At 56.6% G+C, this 18,203-nt stretch carries 12 protein-coding genes; 11 read left to right on the top strand and 1 reads right to left on the bottom strand.

Features of this window, described 5'->3' with window-relative positions:
- Positions 1-11: 11 nt before the first annotated feature.
- The 5 genes from HZB23_04410 (at position 12) to HZB23_04390 (ending at position 6,799) form a co-directional block, all read left to right on the top strand.
- Positions 12-1,427: a thiolase family protein gene (locus HZB23_04410; GenBank protein MBI5843897.1), complete on the top strand. Its 1,416-nt coding sequence runs from the start codon at positions 12-14 to the stop codon at positions 1,425-1,427.
- Between the two features lie 227 nt (positions 1,428-1,654).
- A complete protein-coding gene (locus tag HZB23_04405; GenBank protein ID MBI5843896.1) occupies positions 1,655-3,355 on the top strand; it encodes an AMP-binding protein in 1,701 nt (566 codons plus the stop codon).
- A gap of 73 nt (positions 3,356-3,428) precedes the next feature.
- Positions 3,429-4,892, top strand: a complete 1,464-nt coding sequence (locus HZB23_04400) for an acyl-CoA/acyl-ACP dehydrogenase (GenBank protein ID MBI5843895.1) — start codon at positions 3,429-3,431, stop codon at positions 4,890-4,892.
- The gene (locus tag HZB23_04395) at positions 4,889-6,013 is read left to right on the top strand and encodes an acyl-CoA dehydrogenase family protein (GenBank protein ID MBI5843894.1); all 1,125 of its coding nucleotides are present in this window, start codon (positions 4,889-4,891) and stop codon (positions 6,011-6,013) included. The genes HZB23_04400 and HZB23_04395 overlap by 4 nt, the downstream gene beginning before the upstream one ends.
- Positions 6,014-6,025: 12 nt before the next feature.
- Entirely contained in the window at positions 6,026-6,799 is a 774-nt protein-coding gene (locus tag HZB23_04390; protein ID MBI5843893.1) for a 2-hydroxyglutaryl-CoA dehydratase, read from the top strand.
- Here the strand turns inward: HZB23_04390 and HZB23_04385 are convergent.
- Complete coding sequence (locus tag HZB23_04385; protein ID MBI5843892.1) at positions 6,778-7,071, bottom strand: hypothetical protein; 294 nt, start codon at positions 7,069-7,071, stop codon at positions 6,778-6,780. The genes HZB23_04390 and HZB23_04385 overlap by 22 nt on opposite strands.
- 339 nt (positions 7,072-7,410) lie before the next feature.
- Here HZB23_04385 and HZB23_04380 point away from each other — a divergent pair, with 339 nt between their 5' ends.
- From HZB23_04380 to HZB23_04355, 6 genes are all read left to right on the top strand, one after another.
- A complete protein-coding gene (locus tag HZB23_04380) occupies positions 7,411-10,881 on the top strand; it encodes a PAS domain S-box protein (protein ID MBI5843891.1) in 3,471 nt (1,156 codons plus the stop codon).
- Between the two features lie 170 nt (positions 10,882-11,051).
- The gene (locus HZB23_04375; GenBank protein ID MBI5843890.1) at positions 11,052-11,405 is read left to right on the top strand and encodes a hypothetical protein; all 354 of its coding nucleotides are present in this window, start codon (positions 11,052-11,054) and stop codon (positions 11,403-11,405) included.
- A gap of 392 nt (positions 11,406-11,797) precedes the next feature.
- Positions 11,798-12,097 carry a hypothetical protein gene (locus HZB23_04370; protein ID MBI5843889.1) on the top strand — a complete coding sequence of 100 codons (300 nt, stop codon included), beginning with the start codon at positions 11,798-11,800 and terminating at the stop codon, positions 12,095-12,097.
- 312 nt (positions 12,098-12,409) lie between these two features.
- Positions 12,410-14,668 carry a HEAT repeat domain-containing protein gene (locus HZB23_04365; protein MBI5843888.1) on the top strand — a complete coding sequence of 753 codons (2,259 nt, stop codon included), beginning with the start codon at positions 12,410-12,412 and terminating at the stop codon, positions 14,666-14,668.
- A 47-nt stretch (positions 14,669-14,715) separates the two neighbouring features.
- The gene (locus HZB23_04360; protein MBI5843887.1) at positions 14,716-15,996 is read left to right on the top strand and encodes an HD domain-containing protein; all 1,281 of its coding nucleotides are present in this window, start codon (positions 14,716-14,718) and stop codon (positions 15,994-15,996) included.
- 301 nt (positions 15,997-16,297) lie between these two features.
- Positions 16,298-17,770, top strand: coding sequence for a GAF domain-containing protein (locus HZB23_04355; GenBank protein MBI5843886.1), 1,473 nt, complete (start codon positions 16,298-16,300; stop codon positions 17,768-17,770).
- The last annotated feature ends 433 nt before the right edge of the window (positions 17,771-18,203 follow it).

The raw sequence follows: 18,203 nt of genomic DNA, 5'->3' as shown, positions 1-18,203 counted from the left end.
AGGGAGGCCAAATGCGAGACGTTTACATAATCGGCGTGGACACCATCAAGTTCGGCAAGTACCTCGATAAGAGCATAAAGGACCTTGCCGCCGCCACCATCACGGGATGCCTTAAAGACGCCGGCCTGGAAAAGCGCGACATCGAGGCCATGTGGTTCGCCAACTCCGGCTGGGGCGATTCCGGCCAGTCCTGCATAAGGGGCCAAGTTGCCACCCGCCACATGGGAATCGAAAAAATTCCCATAACCAACGTTGAAAACGCCTGCGCCGGCGGTTCAACCGCCTTTCACTCCGCGTGCATGGGGGTGGCCGGGGGTTTTTACGACATCACCATGGCCGTGGGCGCGGAAAAGCTCTACAACAGGAACCGCACCGCCGTGATGGCGGGTTTCCTGGGGGGCATAGACATAGAAAACTGCGCCGAGATCGTAAAAAACCTGTCCGGCTTCAAGATGACTGATGAAGACAAAAAAGCCATGCAGGACTTTCTTGCCAAGTACTCGAAGCCTTCGGAAAACGGCACCAAGAAGAAGCCCAAACACATCCAGGACCGTATAAGGGACCGCATAAAAGACACAAGGGATCAATTGGTTGTGGCCATCAAGCTGGGCGAGGCAATAGGCTACGACAAGGTGAAGCAGCTGGCGAAGCTCGGCGGCGGCGACCACTCGCCCTTCATGGATGTTTACGGCTTCGCGGCCCGCCAGCACATGAAGCGCTACGGCTCCACGGTGGAACAGCTGGCCCTGGTGGCCTCCAAGAATCACTTTCACAGCACCTTGAACCCCAACGCCCAGTACCGCTTCGCGGTGCCGGTGGAGTCCGTTCTCGCGGACCGCATAGTGAGCTTTCCCCTCACCCGCTCCATGTGCGCCCCCATCGGCGACGGTGCTGCCTCGGCCATCGTCTGCACAGGGGCCATGGTGAAAAAGCTCGGCCTTTCGAGCAGGGCGGTGAAGGTTCGGGCCTCGGTTTTGGGCTCCGGCGCTGACCGGCCCTTTGGTTTCGACGTGCCCGAAATCGGCGAGCGCCTAAGCCGCATTGCCTATGAGCGCGCCGGGATCGGCCCCAACGAATTAAGCTGCGCCGAGGTCCACGACGCCACCGCCTACGGCGAGCTTCGGCAGGCCGAGAACCTTGGCTTCTGCCCCATCGGCGAAGGCGGGCGTTTCGCGGAATCAGGCGCTTCCCGCATAGGCGGAAGGCTTCCCATCAACACTTCGGGCGGTCTCATCAGCCGGGGCCATCCCGTGGGGGCCTCCGGCCTGGCCCAGATTCACGAGCTCACCACCCAGCTAAGGGGAGAGGCCGGAAAACGCCAGGTTGAAAACGCAAGGCTCGCCATGGGCGAAAACGGCGGCGGTGCCTTGGGCGCGGAAGAAGCGGCTATGTGCGTTCATATTTTAGAGGCTCCCCAGAGGGCCTGAAAAGCGCGATCCTCTGAATTCGCACGTCACTTTTAGGTAAAGTTGCCCGTAATTATGCGAATTCGCTTAACTTTATAGTGCCTGCGTTAAAAAACTGCTGCGTGTGTGCGCAGCACATACGCCGTAAAATAAAAGGGGGTCCGGGGGCGCGCAGCTCCCCCGGCCGCCGGAGGCTCTTTTGCCTTTAAGGGAGGAAATCAAAAATGGCCGTCACAAGGGCGCAGAAAATGGCGTTTTCCGTCAACCGGGCGAAGTTTGCAGGGCGGGGCCTTTGCGCCGTTTCCCGGTTTTTTGCCGACGAACTCCATCGGGGCACGCTGTTGAAGAATCTCAAGGGCATGGCAAAAGGGGCCATAGAGGACATGAGTTGGGCCGCGCTTCTGGAGGAAAAGGCCGCGCGGATTCCCGACAAGAAATTCATTCTCTTCAAGGACGAGGTCTTCACCTACCGCCAGATGGACGAGAACGCCAACCGGGCAGCCAATTTCCTGCTTTCCCTGGGGGGAGGCAGGGGCAAGGGAATCGGCATGTTCATGCGCAATTCCCCAAGGTTTCTGGACATCTTCTTCGGTGCGCAAAAAATAGGGATGTACGTGGTCCCCATCAACAGCGAGCTTAAGGGCGACGGACTGGCCTACATACTCGATCACAGCGATGTTGAAATGCTGGCCATAGACGCCGAGCTTCTGGACGTTTTCGAGAAGATACCCCAAAAGCCCGAACGCCTCAAAACCGTAATCGTGGACGACATCGAGGAGGAATCGCACGGATTTGCGATCCCCGAAACCGCCCTGCCCCTGTCGGGCTTCCGGGCCTTTCCTCCAAAAAATCCGGGCGTGGGATACAATCCGGAGGACATGATCCTGCTCATCTACACGTCGGGAACCACGGGCCGCCCCAAGGGGGTGGTCTACACCTACAACAGGAGCCGGGTGAAGCTTTTAGGCCTCATGGGCGGCCTTCTGGTGAAACCTTCCGACGTTTACTACACGGCGCTCGCCCTCTGCCACGGAAACGCGCTCTTTCTGACGGTCACCCTTTCAATGGCCCAGGGCGCAACCGTGGTTCTTTCCCGGAAGTTTTCGGCCAGCCGCTTCTGGGACGACATCAACAGCTACAACGTAACCCTCTTCAACACCATAGGCTCCCTTGTTCCCATTTTGATGAAGCAGCCCGTTCGCCCCAACGAAAAGACCCACAAGGTGCGCTGCGTGCTTTCGGCGGCCTGCCCGGCGGACATGTGGGAGGCCTTCGAGAAGCGCTTCAACGTCACCATCTACGAGGGCTACGGAGCCGTGGATTCGGGCGGAAAGGGAATTTTGAACCTTGGCACCGCGCCCGTGGGCAGCCTTGGAAAGCCCCTTGGGCCTCCGGGAAGCGCACGGGTGATAGACGAAAACGGAAACGACGTTCCGCCCGACACTCCGGGCCAGCTCATTTTCAAGGTTGGTGACAAGAAAAGCTCGGTCCGCTACTACAAAAACGACGAGGCCACCAAAAAGAAGGTCCATGGCGGATTCATGTACACCGGAGACATCGTGCGCAAGGATTCCGACGGCTACCTCTACTTCGTGGGCCGGGACACCGAGTCCATGCGCAAGGGCGGGGAGAACGTGTCCGCTTATGAAGTGGAGCACGTCATCGTATCCCACCCGGACATTGAGGACGCGGCGGTTTACGCGGTCCCCTCCGAACTGGCCGAGGACGAAATCATGGCCTCAATCAAAATGATGCCGGGAAAAACCATCGATCCGGCGGAGCTTCGCTCGTGGCTCAACGACAAGCTGGCCAGATACGCCATACCCCGTTACATCCGCTTCGTTGACGAGTTTCCCATGACCCAGACCCACAGGATCATAAAAAAGGAACTGGAAACGGCGGGAGTTACAAAGGACACCTACGATTCCCAGACCGCGAAACGGACCTGAAAGGAGAAGTCTCTTGAAAATCTCATCATCTGAAATCAAGGCCTTCTCAGAACGCTCGCCAGCCTTCGAGGAAATGGCCGCAAGCCTTCACGCCGGGCCGAAGCTGGCGCGCGGCATGATAGGCCAGACCCGCGAGGTGATCGCCCTGTGCCGCAAGTTCTGCGACGAGGTGGTGAGGCCCCGCGCCCTTGAAATAGACAAAAAGCTCCACGAGGACCCGGATTACCTTGACTGGGACTTCGTGAAAAAGGCCAACGACTGGGGTTTTTACACCATGTGGCTCCCCAAGGCCATGGGCGGCGGGGGCTATAACTTTTCCTCCCTCTCCTACGCCATGGAGGAAATCGGCTCGGTCTGCCTTGCCATGGCCAACCTCATAGGTGTGCACTACCTTGGTTTCGGAACCCTCACGGCATCCGGCAACATGAGGATCATGCAGAAGCTCTGCCGGGAAACCGTTCTTGGCCGGAAAAACGGGGACCCCTGCCTCATCACCCTCGCCATCACCGAGCCGGGAGCTGGCACGGACGTGGAGGAGGTGGACCTCGTTGACAAGGCCAAGCTGGGCTGCTTCGCCAAAAGAGTCGAGGGCGGCTACATCGTAAACGGCTCCAAGGTCTTCATATCCAACGGGCATCTGTCGAAATGGCACATGCTAATCACCTACACCGACCTTAAAAAGCCGTCCGAAAGCGCCGTGATGATGTCCATCCCCAACGGCCTTAAGGGCTTTTCCTTCGGTCGCCACGAAAAGAAGATGGGCCAGCGGGCCTGCCCGGCATCCGAGCTTCTTTTCGACGACTGCTTCGTGCCGGATGAATACGTTGCCCTGGACAACAGGGTGAAGCAGAAGTTCTCCCGAAGCCAAAAGGAAATGACCCAGCAGATGATCGACTACGTGGTTTCCCCTTCCCGGGCCGCAGTGGGGGCCTTCGGGACCGGGGCCGCTCGCGGGGCGTACGAAGCCGCCTTCAAATTCGCCTCGGAAACCGTGGTGGACGGCGAGCTTTACGTCAACCACGAGTGGGTTCAAAGCTGGCTGGCCGAAATGCACAAGAACGTCACCCTGTCGCGCCTTGTCTACACCGAGACCAACTACGCCAACAGCCTCTGGGGCCTTTACAAGGACCTGCATTTCGAGCCGATGTTTTCAATAATGAGAAGAACTCCCGCATTTTTGTCGCAGAAACTCTTCGGCTCCTTTCTCGGAAAGCCGGGGGCCACCGAGTTCATGCGCGAGCGAATGTTCAACGACCAGAGCGTCTGCCACCAGTGCCGCACAAGCGGCCTTGCGTCGGCGGCAAAGTTCACCGGAACCGATTACGGGGTAAAAAACTGCCAGATGGCCCTGATGCTCATGGGCGGGGCGGGAGTGCGCCAGGACCGGGGCGCGGAAAAAATCCTTCGGGACGCAAAACTCCTCCAGATTTACGAGGGCACCAACCAGTTGAATCGTTTGAATCTCTTCAAGTGCCTCATCGCCTGCGGGTGCAAGGACGCCTGCGTGTTCGAGGAAAAAGAAGGAGGAGCGGCATGAAGGGTAAAAACGAAAAGGAACTGGCCCTTCTGGCCAAGGCGGGCGCTGATTTCGCATCAAAAATTCTGGCCCCCAATCGGGAGGAATCGGATAATTTCCCCTTCGGCCCGCTTTTCACCGACGCTTTGGCCCAGGCATTTGATCTTGGCTTCTTCCACGCGGCCCTTCCCGAAGACATGGAGGGTTTCGGAGAAAGGTTATCCCCCCTGTGCTCGCTTCTGGAAAATATCGCCAAAGATGACGCCTCGTTAGCCGCGATAATCCTTTCAAACGCCTTCGCCCAAAACCTTCTTCTCGAAGCGGGCGAGACGGAGCTTTTAAAAGGCATCGCGGCGGGCGCGGAAAATTACGCGGGTATCCTGATCGGCTCGCAGGTCTTCTGCGACCCTTCCGAAACGCCCCCTGCCCTTTACGCGAAAAAGGACGGCAACGACTGGCTGCTGAACGGAAAATCCCCCTACGTGGTCTTGGGCGGGCTGGCAAAACGGGTTCTTGTCCCGGCCCTCGTCGAAAAAAAGGAGCTCGCCTTCTTCCTCGCCGAAGTCGAACCCGCAGGCATCTCCGTCTCCGAGCCGGTTTTCAGCCTTGGAGTCCACGCCTGCCCGGCATACGATCTGGAATTCAAAAACGCCAAGGCCCGGTTTTTGGGCCAGCCCGGCAAGGCGGGGGAAATCTTCGCCTCGGTTGCAGGGAGGATGCATCTTGCGGCAGCGTCCGTTCTTTCGGGCATTATGAAGGGCAGCGTGAAAGAGGCCCTGGATTACGCCAAAAAACGCTTCCAGGGCGGAAAGCCCATCATAAGGTGGAGCGAGATGCAGATGATCCTTGGTGGCATGGCCCAGAAATCCAGGATCTCCGAAATGGCGGTGACCGAAGCCTGCCGCCTGTTTGATTCCGGTGATTCGCGCAAAGGCTCCGCCTGCCTTGCAGCCTTCCTGCACTGCGCCGAAAGCGCAATCGAGGTCACAACGGACGGAATCCAGGCCCTGGGCGGAGTGGGCTACATGAAGGACTTCGGCCAGGAAAAGCGCTTCCGCGACGCCCAGCATCTTACGGCGGTTTTCGGAATTCTCCCGAAAAAGAAGCTAAGGTATTTGCAAAAGGCCATGCTTGGGGAATAAGATGGCCCCATGATAATTACAGCAGGATGTGACGTAGGCTCCCTCACGGCGGAAGCTGTGATTTTGAGGGACGGAAAAATCCTTTCGGCCAGGATCATCCCGGTCCGGCCCACAGCGCTGGAATCCGCCGAAACCGTCATGGGCGAGGCTTTGAAGCTCGCGGGCCTCGCCCATGGCGACATCGCTCTCTGCTGCGCCACCGGTTACGGGCGCTTCTCCATCCCCTTCGCAAAAATCAACTTGAGCGAAATCTCCTGCCACGGCCTTGGAGCCTTTTTCGCCGCCCCCGCCATCCGCACGGTGATAGACATAGGCGGCCAGGACTGCAAGGTCTTGCGGGTGGACGAAAACGGCCTGACCCAGGAATTTGCCATGAACGACAAGTGCGCGGCGGGTACGGGCCGCAGCCTGGAAATCCTCGCCGACGCGGTTGGCCTTGACCTCACCGATCTTGGGAGAATCGCCCAAAAATCGAAGGGTCCTTTTTCCATCAACAACCGGTGCAGCATATTCATGGAAGAGGAGGTCAATTTTCACATCTACCGCAGAAAAAAAACCCCGGACATCGCCTTTGCCATAAACCAGGCAGTTGCCAAAAGGGTGGCCGATCTTGCGGGAAAGGTTAGGCTGGCGCCCGGATTCGCCATTACCGGCGGGGTGGCCAAGAACCCTTCGGTGGTGAAGCAGCTTGAGGCCATTTTGGGCATAAAATTCACGCCGCTGTCCGTGGACCCGCAGCTTGTCGGGGCCCTGGGAGCCGCTGTTCACGCCATGAGGCAATTATAAGCGAGCTTCGGGCTTGACGGTGGTGGTGTTTGGTTCAACCCATTGGAATAACAGGGATTGCCCGGATCTGCGGTGCCGCCGATGTTCCACGAGACCTGATTCATGCGGCCCTTCACGCCGGGGGTGGAGTCGTAGTTTCGCGCAAGTACCTTATTGTATATACCGGTGACGGCCTCGGACGCAAGGGAGAAGTCGGCGTCGCAGGCGATGGTGCGGCCCGTGGCCTCGTCATAGCTTATTGTTGTCTTGTGTCCCCCAGCAGCAAAGATCAAAAAACATGCTCCGCCTGATTTTTGAAGAATAAAATCTGACGACCCTTCAAAAATGCTTCCTTTCACCTGCCATTATACAATATGTTATCAAGCGAAGCATGGTCTTTCCTTTTTCAGGGAAAGCCGGGGGCGGGAAAAGCGCTGCGACCCACCTTTTCCACCGTTTTCCATAAAGCGGAAAATGGAAACCCCTTACGCTCCCGGCGATATTGTAAAGACGCGCCATGCATTCGCCAACGGGGCGCGGGGTAAACCTTGCCATGCTTTTCGAGAACATATAAAATCAGGGCGGTTCTTTCCGGTTTTGACTATTGGATATAATGCCAAAGGATATTTGTAATGATCCACGGTCCTGACGATATCGATTCCCTCAGGCGTGAAAATGCGGAGCTGCGGAGGCTTATCGCGGCCATCGGGGACCAGGCCGCAGCCGTTGGAGCCGACTGGGCACTTAGGCTGATAGATCAGATGCACCCCGCCCCGCCCGAAAGCGCCGAATGGTTGATGTCCGTACAGGGCGACCTCAACTTAAGCGACATAGCGGCCAACATACCGGGCGCCGTTTACCAGTATCTTCAGAAACCGGACGGAACCCAGAGTTTTCCGTACTTGAGCCCTGCGGCGGAAAAACTCTTCGACGTGCCCTTTTCCTTTATATGCGACCCTGACTGGGTGATTGGGCACATCCACCCGGACGACCTTCCGGGTTATTTCGCATCGGTGACCGAGGCCACGAAAAACCTGGAGCGCTGGACCCAGGAAATGAGGGTCATAAAGCCGAACGGACAGACAATCTGGGTTTTCTGCTCATCCAGCCCCAGGCTCCTCCCGGACGAGAGCATCATCTGGAACGGAGTCATTCTCGACATCACCCAATACAAACAGGCCGTGGGAGCGCTCAAGGAAAGCGAGGACCGCCTGCGCCTTCTCGTCAAAAACTCCTCGGACATCCTCGTGATAATCGATTCCGACGGAACCCAAAGGTACGTAAGCCCTTCGGCTGAGAGAATCACCGGATTCGCCGCGTCCGAACTTATGGGCAAGTCCCTTGCCGAGATCATCCATCCGGACGATATGGAAAAAATATCTAACGCCTGGAACGAAGCGGTGGAGCACCCCGAAAAACTCGTCACCGTACAATACCGGCACATCCATAAAACCAGGGGGTGGGTACATCTCGAGGCCGTCGGACAGAATTTCGAGGCCGAGCCTTCGGTGGGCGGCTTTGTGGCCAACGTCCGGGACATCACGGAACGAATGCGCACAGAGGAGGAATTGCGGGCTCGATCCCAGGAGATGAAGGTCATCACCGACAACATGCGGGATACGGTGTGGCTCATGGACCTGGATTTCCGCACCACCTGGATTTCGCCCTCGGTCATACGAACGCGGGGCTACACCCTTGCCGAACTGGCCGGAATGCCGCTTGAACGCCATCTGACGCCCGATTCCCTCGCCAAAATAACGGCTCTTATTGCCGAGCACATGACGCCGGAACGCCTGAACGACCCTTCGGCGGATATCACCGTTTGCGCCGAGCTGGAATTCTACCGCAAGGACGGGAGCACCTTCTGGGCCGATACCGTGACTAACGTGCTGCGCGACTCGCACGGCAGGCCATCTTCCATATTGGGCGTCAGCCGCGACATAACCGAGAGGAAGCTGGTGGAAGAGGCTCTGGAAAAGAGGATGGTGGCTCTGGTCCGTCCACTGGACAGCCCTGAAGGCATCGCCTTCGAAGACATGTTCAACCTTAAGGACATTCAAAGGCTTCAGGACGAATTCGCGTATGCGACCGGCGTGGCCTCCATCATCACCCACACGGACGGAAGGCCGATAACCGCTCCAAGCAACTTCTGCCGGCTCTGCTCGGATATAATTCGCAAGACCGAAAAAGGCCTCGCCAACTGTTATCACTCCGACGCGGTTATAGGCCGCGCCTGCCTGGAAGGCCCCACAATACAGCCCTGCCTCAGCGGCGGGCTTTGGGACGCGGGGGCGGGAATCACCGTTGGCGGGCGGCACATAGCCAACTGGCTTATAGGACAGGTCCGGGACGAAACCCAGTCCACGGAAAAGATGCGGGCCTATGCCAGAAAGATAGGCGTAGACGAAGAGACGATGGTGGAGGCCTTTCTCGAAGTGCCCGCCATGAACCGCGACCAGTTCGAGAAAGTGTCGCAGGCCCTGTTCACCCTGGCCAGCCAGCTTTCTTCCATTGCCTACCAGAACGTGCAACAGGCCCGCTTCATCGAGGATCGCAACAAGGCGCTGGCGGCTTTGCAGAAGAGTGAACAAAAGCACAGGATTTTGTTTGACAGCGCAGCCGACGCAATTTTCATACACGACCTGTTCCTTCGAATGCTTGCGGTAAATCCTGCAGCCAGCAAAATGCTCGGCTACACTCATGATGAGCTGATGGCCATGGATGTGGGCAGGATAGACTCTCCGGAACAGGCCCAATATGTTCCGCAAAGGATTGCCATGTTGATCGAACACGGCCATCACTCGTTCGAATCCGTTCACGTGCGAAAGGACGGCTCGACCATTCCCATAGAAGCCAACGCGCAAATGATAACCTGGGACGGGCAGTCAGTGGTTATGAGCATTTGCCGCGACATGACCGAACGTAAACGGGCCGGGGAGGAGCGGCAAAAGCTCCAGGAACAGTTGAACCAGGCCCAGAAAATGGAGTCGGTGGGACGCCTTGCGGGCGGCGTGGCCCACGATTTCAACAACATGCTGGGTGGAATTCTGGGTTACACGGAAATGGCCCTGGAACAGGTGGACCCAGCCCATCCGATACACGGCGACCTTCTCCAGATCAAGAAGGCCACAGAGAGATCAGCCGAGCTGACCCGGCAGCTTCTTGGCTTCGCCCGCCAACAGACCGTGGCCCCAAGGATGCTCGACCTGAACGAGACCGTGGAGGGAATGCTCAAGATGCTGCGTCGGATCATCGGCGAGGACATCGATCTGGCATGGCTGCCCGGCAAGAACCTGGGGACGGTCAAGATCGACCCGGCCCAGATCGACCAGCTTCTCGCCAACTTGTGCATCAACGCCAAGGACGCCATGGGGGCTTCGGGCAAGGTGACCATCGAGACGGACAACGCCGTCTTTGATGAAACCTACTGCGCGGGTCACGCCGGGTCCGTTCCGGGCGATTACGTCATGCTGGCTGTCAGCGACAACGGCTGCGGCATGGACAGGGAAACGGCGGCCAAGATATTCGAGCCGTTTTTCACCACCAAGGAAGTGGGAAAAGGCACCGGACTCGGCCTGGCCACGGTTTACGGCATCGTGAAGCAGAACGACGGCTACATAAACGTCTACAGCGAACCGGGCCATGGATCCACCTTCAGAATCTACCTGCCCCGGCACGAGGCCAAGGCCGAGCATCCGGCGGGAACAGACGCAGCAAAGCCCTCTTCGCCCGGCCACGAAACCATACTTGTTGTGGAAGACGAGCCGATAATCCTCGAATCCACCACAAAGATGCTGAAAAGGCAGGGCTACAGGGTTCTGGCGGCCTCCACCCCGGTGGAGGCCATCCGCATTGCAAGGGAGAATCATGGCGAGATACACCTTTTGATGACCGACGTGGTGATGCCGGAAATGAACGGGCGCGATCTGGCCAAAAACCTGCTGTCCCTCTACCCGAAGATGAAACGCCTGTTCATGTCGGGCTATACGGCCAACGTCATCGCCCACCACGGCGTTCTGGAAGAGGGAATGCATTTTCTTCAGAAACCCTTCAACCCAAAGGGCCTTTACGAAAAAGTGCGCGAGGCTCTCAATTCGGATTAGTTTCATCGTCCCCCGTTCCCGGCCGCCCGCCGTTCCAGGACCGACAAATGCGGTACAGCCCTGTTTCCCGAACCATATAAAAAATCAGGCGAATTTTTTCGGAGGTTTTGCTTGACAAAATTTTAGGAAGGATTATTATTATTATAACCATTAACCAAAAGGAGGAGGCAATGGCCGAATTGCTCAAATACAGCGAACTTCCGATAGACTGGGACTTAACCCCCGAAGAGGCCGTGACCCTTTATCTTGAGTGGGGCAACAACAACTGGCATGGTGCGCACTCGCCCGTCAGGAGCAAGAGCGATTTTTCGGTGTATTTCGTGGTGGACACCTGGGGCGAGAAACCCAAGGCCGTGCTCATAAAGCGGAATTCCGAGGACACCGAGGAGCTTTTGCAGATGCCCCTTCCCGAATACGTGGCGAAAGCCTACGAGATCGAAGGCGGCAAAACGCGGGGAGTATCAGCCCCCACGGAAACGGTGAAGGCCTGGCTCAGGCACGAGATGGGCTACGCCGGAAACTGATACATATCAAAAGGGATGAGCCGAAAATTCCAACCGGCCAATCCATTGCATGGCCGTCTGCTTACTGAATCCAGCTGATGCGCCACAGGCCGACCCGAAAAATCGGGGAGGCCTGTGGCTTTTTAACGATTGATCGCAACATTCCGAATAATTCTTACCGCCCTCATCCCTTCAGTTCCTGGCAATTTATCCAAAATTAAAAATCCTGAAACAACCACCCCATCCATTTCCCTTAAAAAAATCATGGAAATGGCTTGACAAGGTTTACGGCATGGGCCATGTAAATTTTGTCGTATGAGCACTATTGGAGGAAGCTCCATGGCCGATAATGATTTACACGGGAAAATCGGGGGGTTGGGCATCATGATCAGGCTTCCCGAAAGGCCCGGCCCATGAAAATTCCTCTCGATGTATCCTCCCTCTGCGTTCAAAGCGCTGCAAAAACAGCCTACGAGACTTCCATAATGACGGCCTTCAAGGCCCGTGACGAAGATATTTTCGACATCGAAGAAAAAATCGAGGCGTTGAAGCTCTTTCTCGAATCCGCAGATTTTCTGGCTTTAAGAAGCGCCCACCCTGCACTTGCTGGCGGAAGCGCCTCAAAGGCGCTCCTCGAAACCGAAGAAGACGGCGGGGTTTCGCTCTTCCTGGAAGGTGTCCGGGTGGCGGGGCCTTACAGTGGCGAGCCTTGATCTTTACCCTCGTTTCCGGACGCCTTGTACACGGAAATTTATCCCCCAAAACTTCCCCTTGGCGTTTCCCCGTCGTTGACATTAATAATCGATGCGGACTATATTAAACAGGTGTAACCTTTAAAAGCCGCACCGGAACGCTTTAAAATAAAGGCGCTCGGAAACCGGTTTTAAGTATCGGGTCGATCCGCCTCTTTTTCCGTGGCCGATGCGCTTCAACAACCTTGCGACACGGTTGCGCAAAACCTTCCCTGGCTCCGCCGGAGACGCTGAAAGGCTCCCGGCTGCGGGCCATCTGCCACGCGAGGCGTCATGGTCCCTGACATCGGTTCCCACATTGACGCCCAGGACAGCTTCGATTTAAAACTCGTCTCCGACATCCTGATGCAGTTGAACGTGGTGCGGAAAAACACGGTCCTGTATCCGCGCGGCCATCCCCAGCTCGAAGCCTCCCTTTCGCGCATAACCCGCTTCATGGAAAAGCACTTCGCCTATCACCCGGCCCTTACCCTTGCCGTGACCCGTGACAGCCTCATCCTGGGCGAATGGGAGCTGCCGCGCACCAACCCCATTTTTCAGGAGCTGGCCGCCCATCTTCACGAGCACTCGATCTACCAGATCAGTTTCAGTCCGGGCGTCAACAGCGAGGAGATTCATCTCCTGTGCCGGGTTCTTTCCGGCGACCCCCTTTGCATCGAACGCGGGGAAAAGATCGTCGACGCCCTTAACCGCATGGGAGTGAGGTACATCTCCCTTTCCATCCTGGATGTAAGCCAGTTCGAGTTTTCCGAAGAGACCGAGGTTGACCTCGACGAACAGCTCCTGTGCGAGGGAAGCTCCGGGGCGTCCTGGCAGAACTACATCAGGGCCCTCTTGGAAAAGGGGGCGGAGGAAGGGCTCACGGAAGAGGATGACGGCATAGAACTGACCAACGTCGATCCGGTCCTTCTCGCCCAGTTTCTGAACCAGATGGAAAAACGCGCCAGCAAGAAGGTCTCCTACGACAGGGCTGCGGCTGACTACATAAGAAACCTGGGAGTTTCCGACGCAGTCCTGGACCAGGTGAAGGACACCCACGTAAAGGAAAGTTTCTTAGGCCTTGTGGCGAACCTGAACGCGGAGTTGCGGGGCGAGCTTTTAAGCAAGGATTTCGAGTTCTCCTCAAGGGGCCGCAACGTCACCCCCGCTATTTTCGATACGCCTCCAGCCAAAATCCTCCTGGAAGCCTTGGAGGACATCAACCGATGGGGCATGAGAATCGACACCAGGATGCTCTCCCTTCTGGATCGGCTCGCCTCTGCCGACGTTCATGCCGACCTGCAGGAGGACCTTGCCGGGGAGATGAACGAGGACGAGGAACACCTTTTTTCCCAGATAAGCCTGGCCTTTCTGACCACAACGGGCTTCCGCCCAAGGGCGTACCCGGACGACCGCAAAAAGCTGGCTGTCAGGCTTTTCAACGAAGTCACCGGGCTTATAAAGGACAAAAGGGTTGAAAGCCGCACGGAAAAGGGCCTTGAAGCAGAATTTTCAACCGATGCCATTTCCGGGCATTTAACCAAAACCCTGCTGGACCTTCTGGAAGAAAGCGAAGACGCGGATTTTGCAGAGGTCTGCTGCGAGAGCCTGTCGGTCATCCTGGCCCGGACCCTTCTGGATGGCCGGTTCGACCAGTTGATTTACATCTGGAACGAGCTGGCCCTGATGGAACAGGGAGCGAAAACCGCCGAAAAGGCGGAAATGTGCCGCAAGGCCAGGGCGGAGCTTAAAACCCCCGAAAACCTGAGCGCAATCGCACTAGCGATAAGGGACAAGAGGACCGGAAAATCGGAGGAGCTGGCCGATATCCTCCGGGAGCTGTCCAGCCAGAGCGCGGAATGCATGATCAATTCCCTGTGTGATGAAGCCGACGAAGCGGCCCGCCGGGTTCTTGTGGAATTCGTTGCCGAAAATTACTGGCAGACCAGGGACGCCATACTGGCCGTGATGGTGGAGGAAAAACGACCTGAAGCCCTGCTTGCCCTCATGGGCGTGGTGCGGAAGGCGCGGGACAAGGGGGCCCGTACCCTGGTGGAGGACCTTCTGGAACACCCGGACGCGAGGGTCAGGGTGGACGCGCTATCAAGCCTCACCGTCCTTGGGCACCCCAAGGCCGCCGAACACATAGTGGCGGCCATGGCCGACCCGGACCCTGATTTTGCCCTGGGCGCGGTGAACGTGGCAGGCATGATCCAGGACCCCAAGGTCATCTCCGCCCTGCTTGCAGTGGTGAAAGACAGTCGGCTTCTGGCCCTGGGCTACGGCGTGGCGAAAAAGAAGGCCGCCATCAAGGCGCTTTCCTTCATAGGCTCCCAGGAAGCACTGCCGGAGCTGCTCAAACTCGTTTCTTCAAAAAAATTCTTCAACTCCAAGGAATTCGAGAAGATCAAGCTGGACATATTCAAGTCCCTGGAGGGCTACGACCCTGAGAAAACAAGGCCTTTCGTGGAAATCGGGCTGAAGAGCGGCGACCTTGCCATAGCCAATATCTGCGAAAACCTCATGCAGAAGATTTCCGTCCAAAAAGCCTGAAAGGCTCCGGGCGGCCCGGAAACAGAAGCGTAAAAAGGCGCGCCATCATGGATGTATCCCAGATACAGAGTTTTGACCTGGACATCGAGGAAGCCGGGAAAAAGCGCCCCGAAACCCTGGACGAGGCGGTTATCGCCCTGGCCTCGCTTCTCATGGCTTCCCTCCGGAACACCCTCATCTACTCGCCCACCCATTCCCAGTTCAACCGCGCCATAACCCTTACGGAAAAAAAGGCCGCCCAGGCTTTCGGATTCGCCAGGGAAGTTTCCTTCATGTGTCTTGAAAAGGAGATTCTGTTCGACGGAAAACCCATGAACCGCTACGGGGTTCAGTTCACCAAGCTGGGCGGATTCATGCATTCCCTGGGAATCGGCAAACTGACGCTGATTAAGGGCATGACGGCGGACGAACTCAAGATTTTCATACTGAACATGATGGGCCAGGACGAAAAGGGCCGACCGGCGGAGAGGCGGGTGATAAAGGCTTCCCCTCACATCCATTTCGGAAGGCTCACCACCGGGGCCGTGGGCAAGATCAAGCTTTCCCACCACACCATAGTGAACCTCCTGGCCTCTGGAGCGGTCACCCAGGAACAGGTTGACGATCTTAAAAGTTCCGGGGCGCCCGGTGCGGGAAAGCGCCTGGAGCAGCTCGACGCCGCCCTTCTGGGCCGCGCCAGGGACGCGGTGCGCACCCTTGCGTCAACGTCCATTTCCGAGAGGGTCTCCATGCAGGAGACCCTCATGAATTTCATCAACTATTTTCTCAAGTATTCCTATGTAATGGAGGCCCTGTGGCCGCTCAAGAACCATGACGAGCTTTCCTACAAGCACAGCGTGAACGTGGCCCTTCTGTGCGCGGCCCAGGCCCGGATGCTGGGCGCGCCCGAAGGACTTGCAAAAGACATAGTTGTGGCCGGGCTTTTGCACGACGTGGGAAAATGCGCCATAGAACCGGCCCTCCTGAACAAGGCCCTTCCCCTTTCCGCCGAGGAGAAAGTCCTGATGGCCCAGCACTCGCTTTTCGGGGCGCAGATTCTGATCCAGAACCCGAAAATTCCGCCCATCGCCGTGGTGGCCGCTTACGAGCACCACGTCCACTACAGGGGGGAACGCGGCTACCCACGCCAGCGCCGCATCTCCCACCCTCACGCGGTAAGCCAGATGGTGGGCCTGGCCGACGCCTACGACTCCCTGCGAACCAGAAAACCATACCGCCCGGCCCACCCCATAGCCTCGGCCCTAAAACTCATCCAGAACAGGACAGGCTCCCAGTTCGACCCCTTTCTTGTGGCCAATTTCGCGCGCGTTCTGCAATCCTTCGATTGAAACCACGGGAGGCGCTTTCCGGTTCTCATGGCAAGGCCCCCAAACTTCGCAGCCTTATTCCCCCGGTGGCATTACAAAAAAATCTACCTTTTTTCATCTTCGTATGATAAATGTTATTTTTTATGGAAACCTCGATGAAAATGTTCATCGTTTCCCCGTGAGGGCTTAGCGCAAGGCCCGTCGAAATCAATCCGCAAGGCGTCTGCTGGCCGGGCAGGTTTATGAAAAGCGGCCCGAAAAGGCCTTCCCGGAAACGCTCTCTCCGGCGCGCCACGAATAATGCAGGGATTTTCCATACGGCATGAAACCCGACAAAAACAGTCATATTGTGCCGGAAAGCAAGAACTGGCAGCTTCTCCTCATCGCCATAGCCATCATTTTGTATTTGACCCTTGTACTTCTCAGCATCTCCTACGACGCCATCATAAGCAATTCCGAAGTCGCCACGCTTTCAAAAGATTTCTACGTCTATACCGTTTCGGTAACCATTCTTGTTCTTCTTTTCTGCGCATACGTGATAATCACCCAGCGCAAAATAAGGATGTACCTCGTTGCCGTGGAACAGGAGCGGCGCGAAAGCGAAAAGCTCATACGCGACGTTGAAATACTTAGCTCCCTCCTGGAAGTCAGTTCCAGCATCAACAGCCAGCAACAGTTGCCGAACATCCTGGACATCATAACAAGGGAAATGCTGGCCTGCTTCCACGCGGACAGAAGCTCCATCATGCTTCTCGACGAGGCCGGACAGACGCTCACCACCGAAAGTTGCTACGGCTTGGGCTCCGAATACGCCAAGAACGCCAGAATCGCCATGGGCAAGGGTATCAGCGGATGGGTGGCCCAAAACGGCCAGCCGCTCCTGTTGAACGGCCAGGTTGATTCCGCCAGGTTTCCCGGCCTGACCCAGAAAAATGCCCCCATAAGCTCGTCCCTATGCGTGCCCTTAAAACTTGCAGACAAGAGCATAGGCGTCTTGAACGTAAACCTCATGAACCCCGGACGGAGGTTTGAGGAAAGCGATCTCAAGCTCATCACCATATTCGCCAACAACGCCGCCGTGGCCATTCACAATTCGCTGCTTTTAAAGGAAAAGAGCAGGAGGATTCAGCTTCAGACCATGCTGGGCCAGCTTCACTCCCCCCTAGTGGTACAGAAGCTCATGGAGAAGGTGGGAGACGGCGGAAGCCCCAACATAATGCGGGAAAAGGTCGATCTCACGGTTCTTTTTTCCGACATAAGGGGCTTTTCGGCCATGCTTTCCATGACCGATCCCGAACTCATCATGGGTTTTCTGGACGAGTTCTACTCGGTGATGAACAAGGCTGTTTTCGAAAACGAGGGGAGCATAGACAAGTTCATTGGCGATGAGGTCATGGCCTTTTTCGGCGCTCCCTTTCCTCTTGAAAACGCAGCGGTCAACGGCGTAAAAACGGCCCTTGAAATGATGACCTATTTCGAGAGCTTAAAGGAAAAATTCACAAGGCGCTCGCCGTTTTTCGGAGGCCTGGGCCTGGGCATAGGAATAAACACCGGGCTCGTTGTGGCGGGAAACGTTGGCAGCGCCTCGCGTTACGAATACACGGTTATCGGCACTGCGGTGAACCTGGCGCGCCGTCTCTGCGCCCACGCCGAGCCGGGCCAGATACTCACCACCCGCCACACCATAGAAAAAGTCGAAAGCTGCGTCAGTTCGGAGCAGATGGAAGACGTTCAATTCAAGGGGGTAAACGAAACCGTCACGGTTTACCGGATATCCGGCGCAAACTTTCCTTAGCAGCCTGTATAAAAACGCGAATTGACAGTGCCCGTGCTTCAAAGCCAATTCCTTCACGTACGAACATCTTGATTTAGCCCAAGAACTCTGCGCTTTCTTGGGCGGGTACGCGTGACTCTTGGCTTTTCGCACCACTTGCACTTCATCGCCAATATTCAGACTGGTATCCAGGCTTCATATCAAGCCTTTTTCAACAGGCTGTTAGAGCATGTCCGTAAATAAGATTGTCGCACCGGGATTGAAGATTCGCCCGGAAAGCAAGGCGCGCGACTGAGTAATACTTATTGTATTCCATAAGGGCGCAACAAAGCTTGCCGGGAGAATCCTCAATCGGATGCAAATATTATTTATGGGTAGGCTCTTAAGACTGTGCTGGAATTATTGACATTACCCCCTGCTTTTCTATAAAGTCAGGCAATAAGTGGTTTTGCAG

It is taken from the genome of Deltaproteobacteria bacterium (assembly GCA_016235345.1).
In the GTDB taxonomy this organism is placed as follows: Bacteria; Desulfobacterota; Desulfobacteria; order Desulfobacterales; family Desulfatibacillaceae; genus JACRLG01.
The sequence above is the reverse complement of the archived record's forward strand: the minus strand, read 5'-3'. Positions and strand labels throughout refer to the sequence as shown.

Coding starts and splice junctions, on each gene's coding strand:
- HZB23_04410 (MBI5843897.1), top strand. CDS start 12: ATGCGAGACGTTTACATAATCGGCGTGGACACCATCAAGTTCGGCAAG.
- HZB23_04405 (MBI5843896.1), top strand. CDS start 1,655: ATGGCGTTTTCCGTCAACCGGGCGAAGTTTGCAGGGCGGGGCCTTTGC.
- HZB23_04400 (MBI5843895.1), top strand. CDS start 3,429: ATGGCCGCAAGCCTTCACGCCGGGCCGAAGCTGGCGCGCGGCATGATA.
- HZB23_04395 (MBI5843894.1), top strand. CDS start 4,889: ATGAAGGGTAAAAACGAAAAGGAACTGGCCCTTCTGGCCAAGGCGGGC.
- HZB23_04380 (MBI5843891.1), top strand. CDS start 7,411: ATGATCCACGGTCCTGACGATATCGATTCCCTCAGGCGTGAAAATGCG.
- HZB23_04375 (MBI5843890.1), top strand. CDS start 11,052: ATGGCCGAATTGCTCAAATACAGCGAACTTCCGATAGACTGGGACTTA.
- HZB23_04370 (MBI5843889.1), top strand. CDS start 11,798: ATGAAAATTCCTCTCGATGTATCCTCCCTCTGCGTTCAAAGCGCTGCA.
- HZB23_04365 (MBI5843888.1), top strand. CDS start 12,410: ATGGTCCCTGACATCGGTTCCCACATTGACGCCCAGGACAGCTTCGAT.
- HZB23_04360 (MBI5843887.1), top strand. CDS start 14,716: ATGGATGTATCCCAGATACAGAGTTTTGACCTGGACATCGAGGAAGCC.
- HZB23_04355 (MBI5843886.1), top strand. CDS start 16,298: ATGAAACCCGACAAAAACAGTCATATTGTGCCGGAAAGCAAGAACTGG.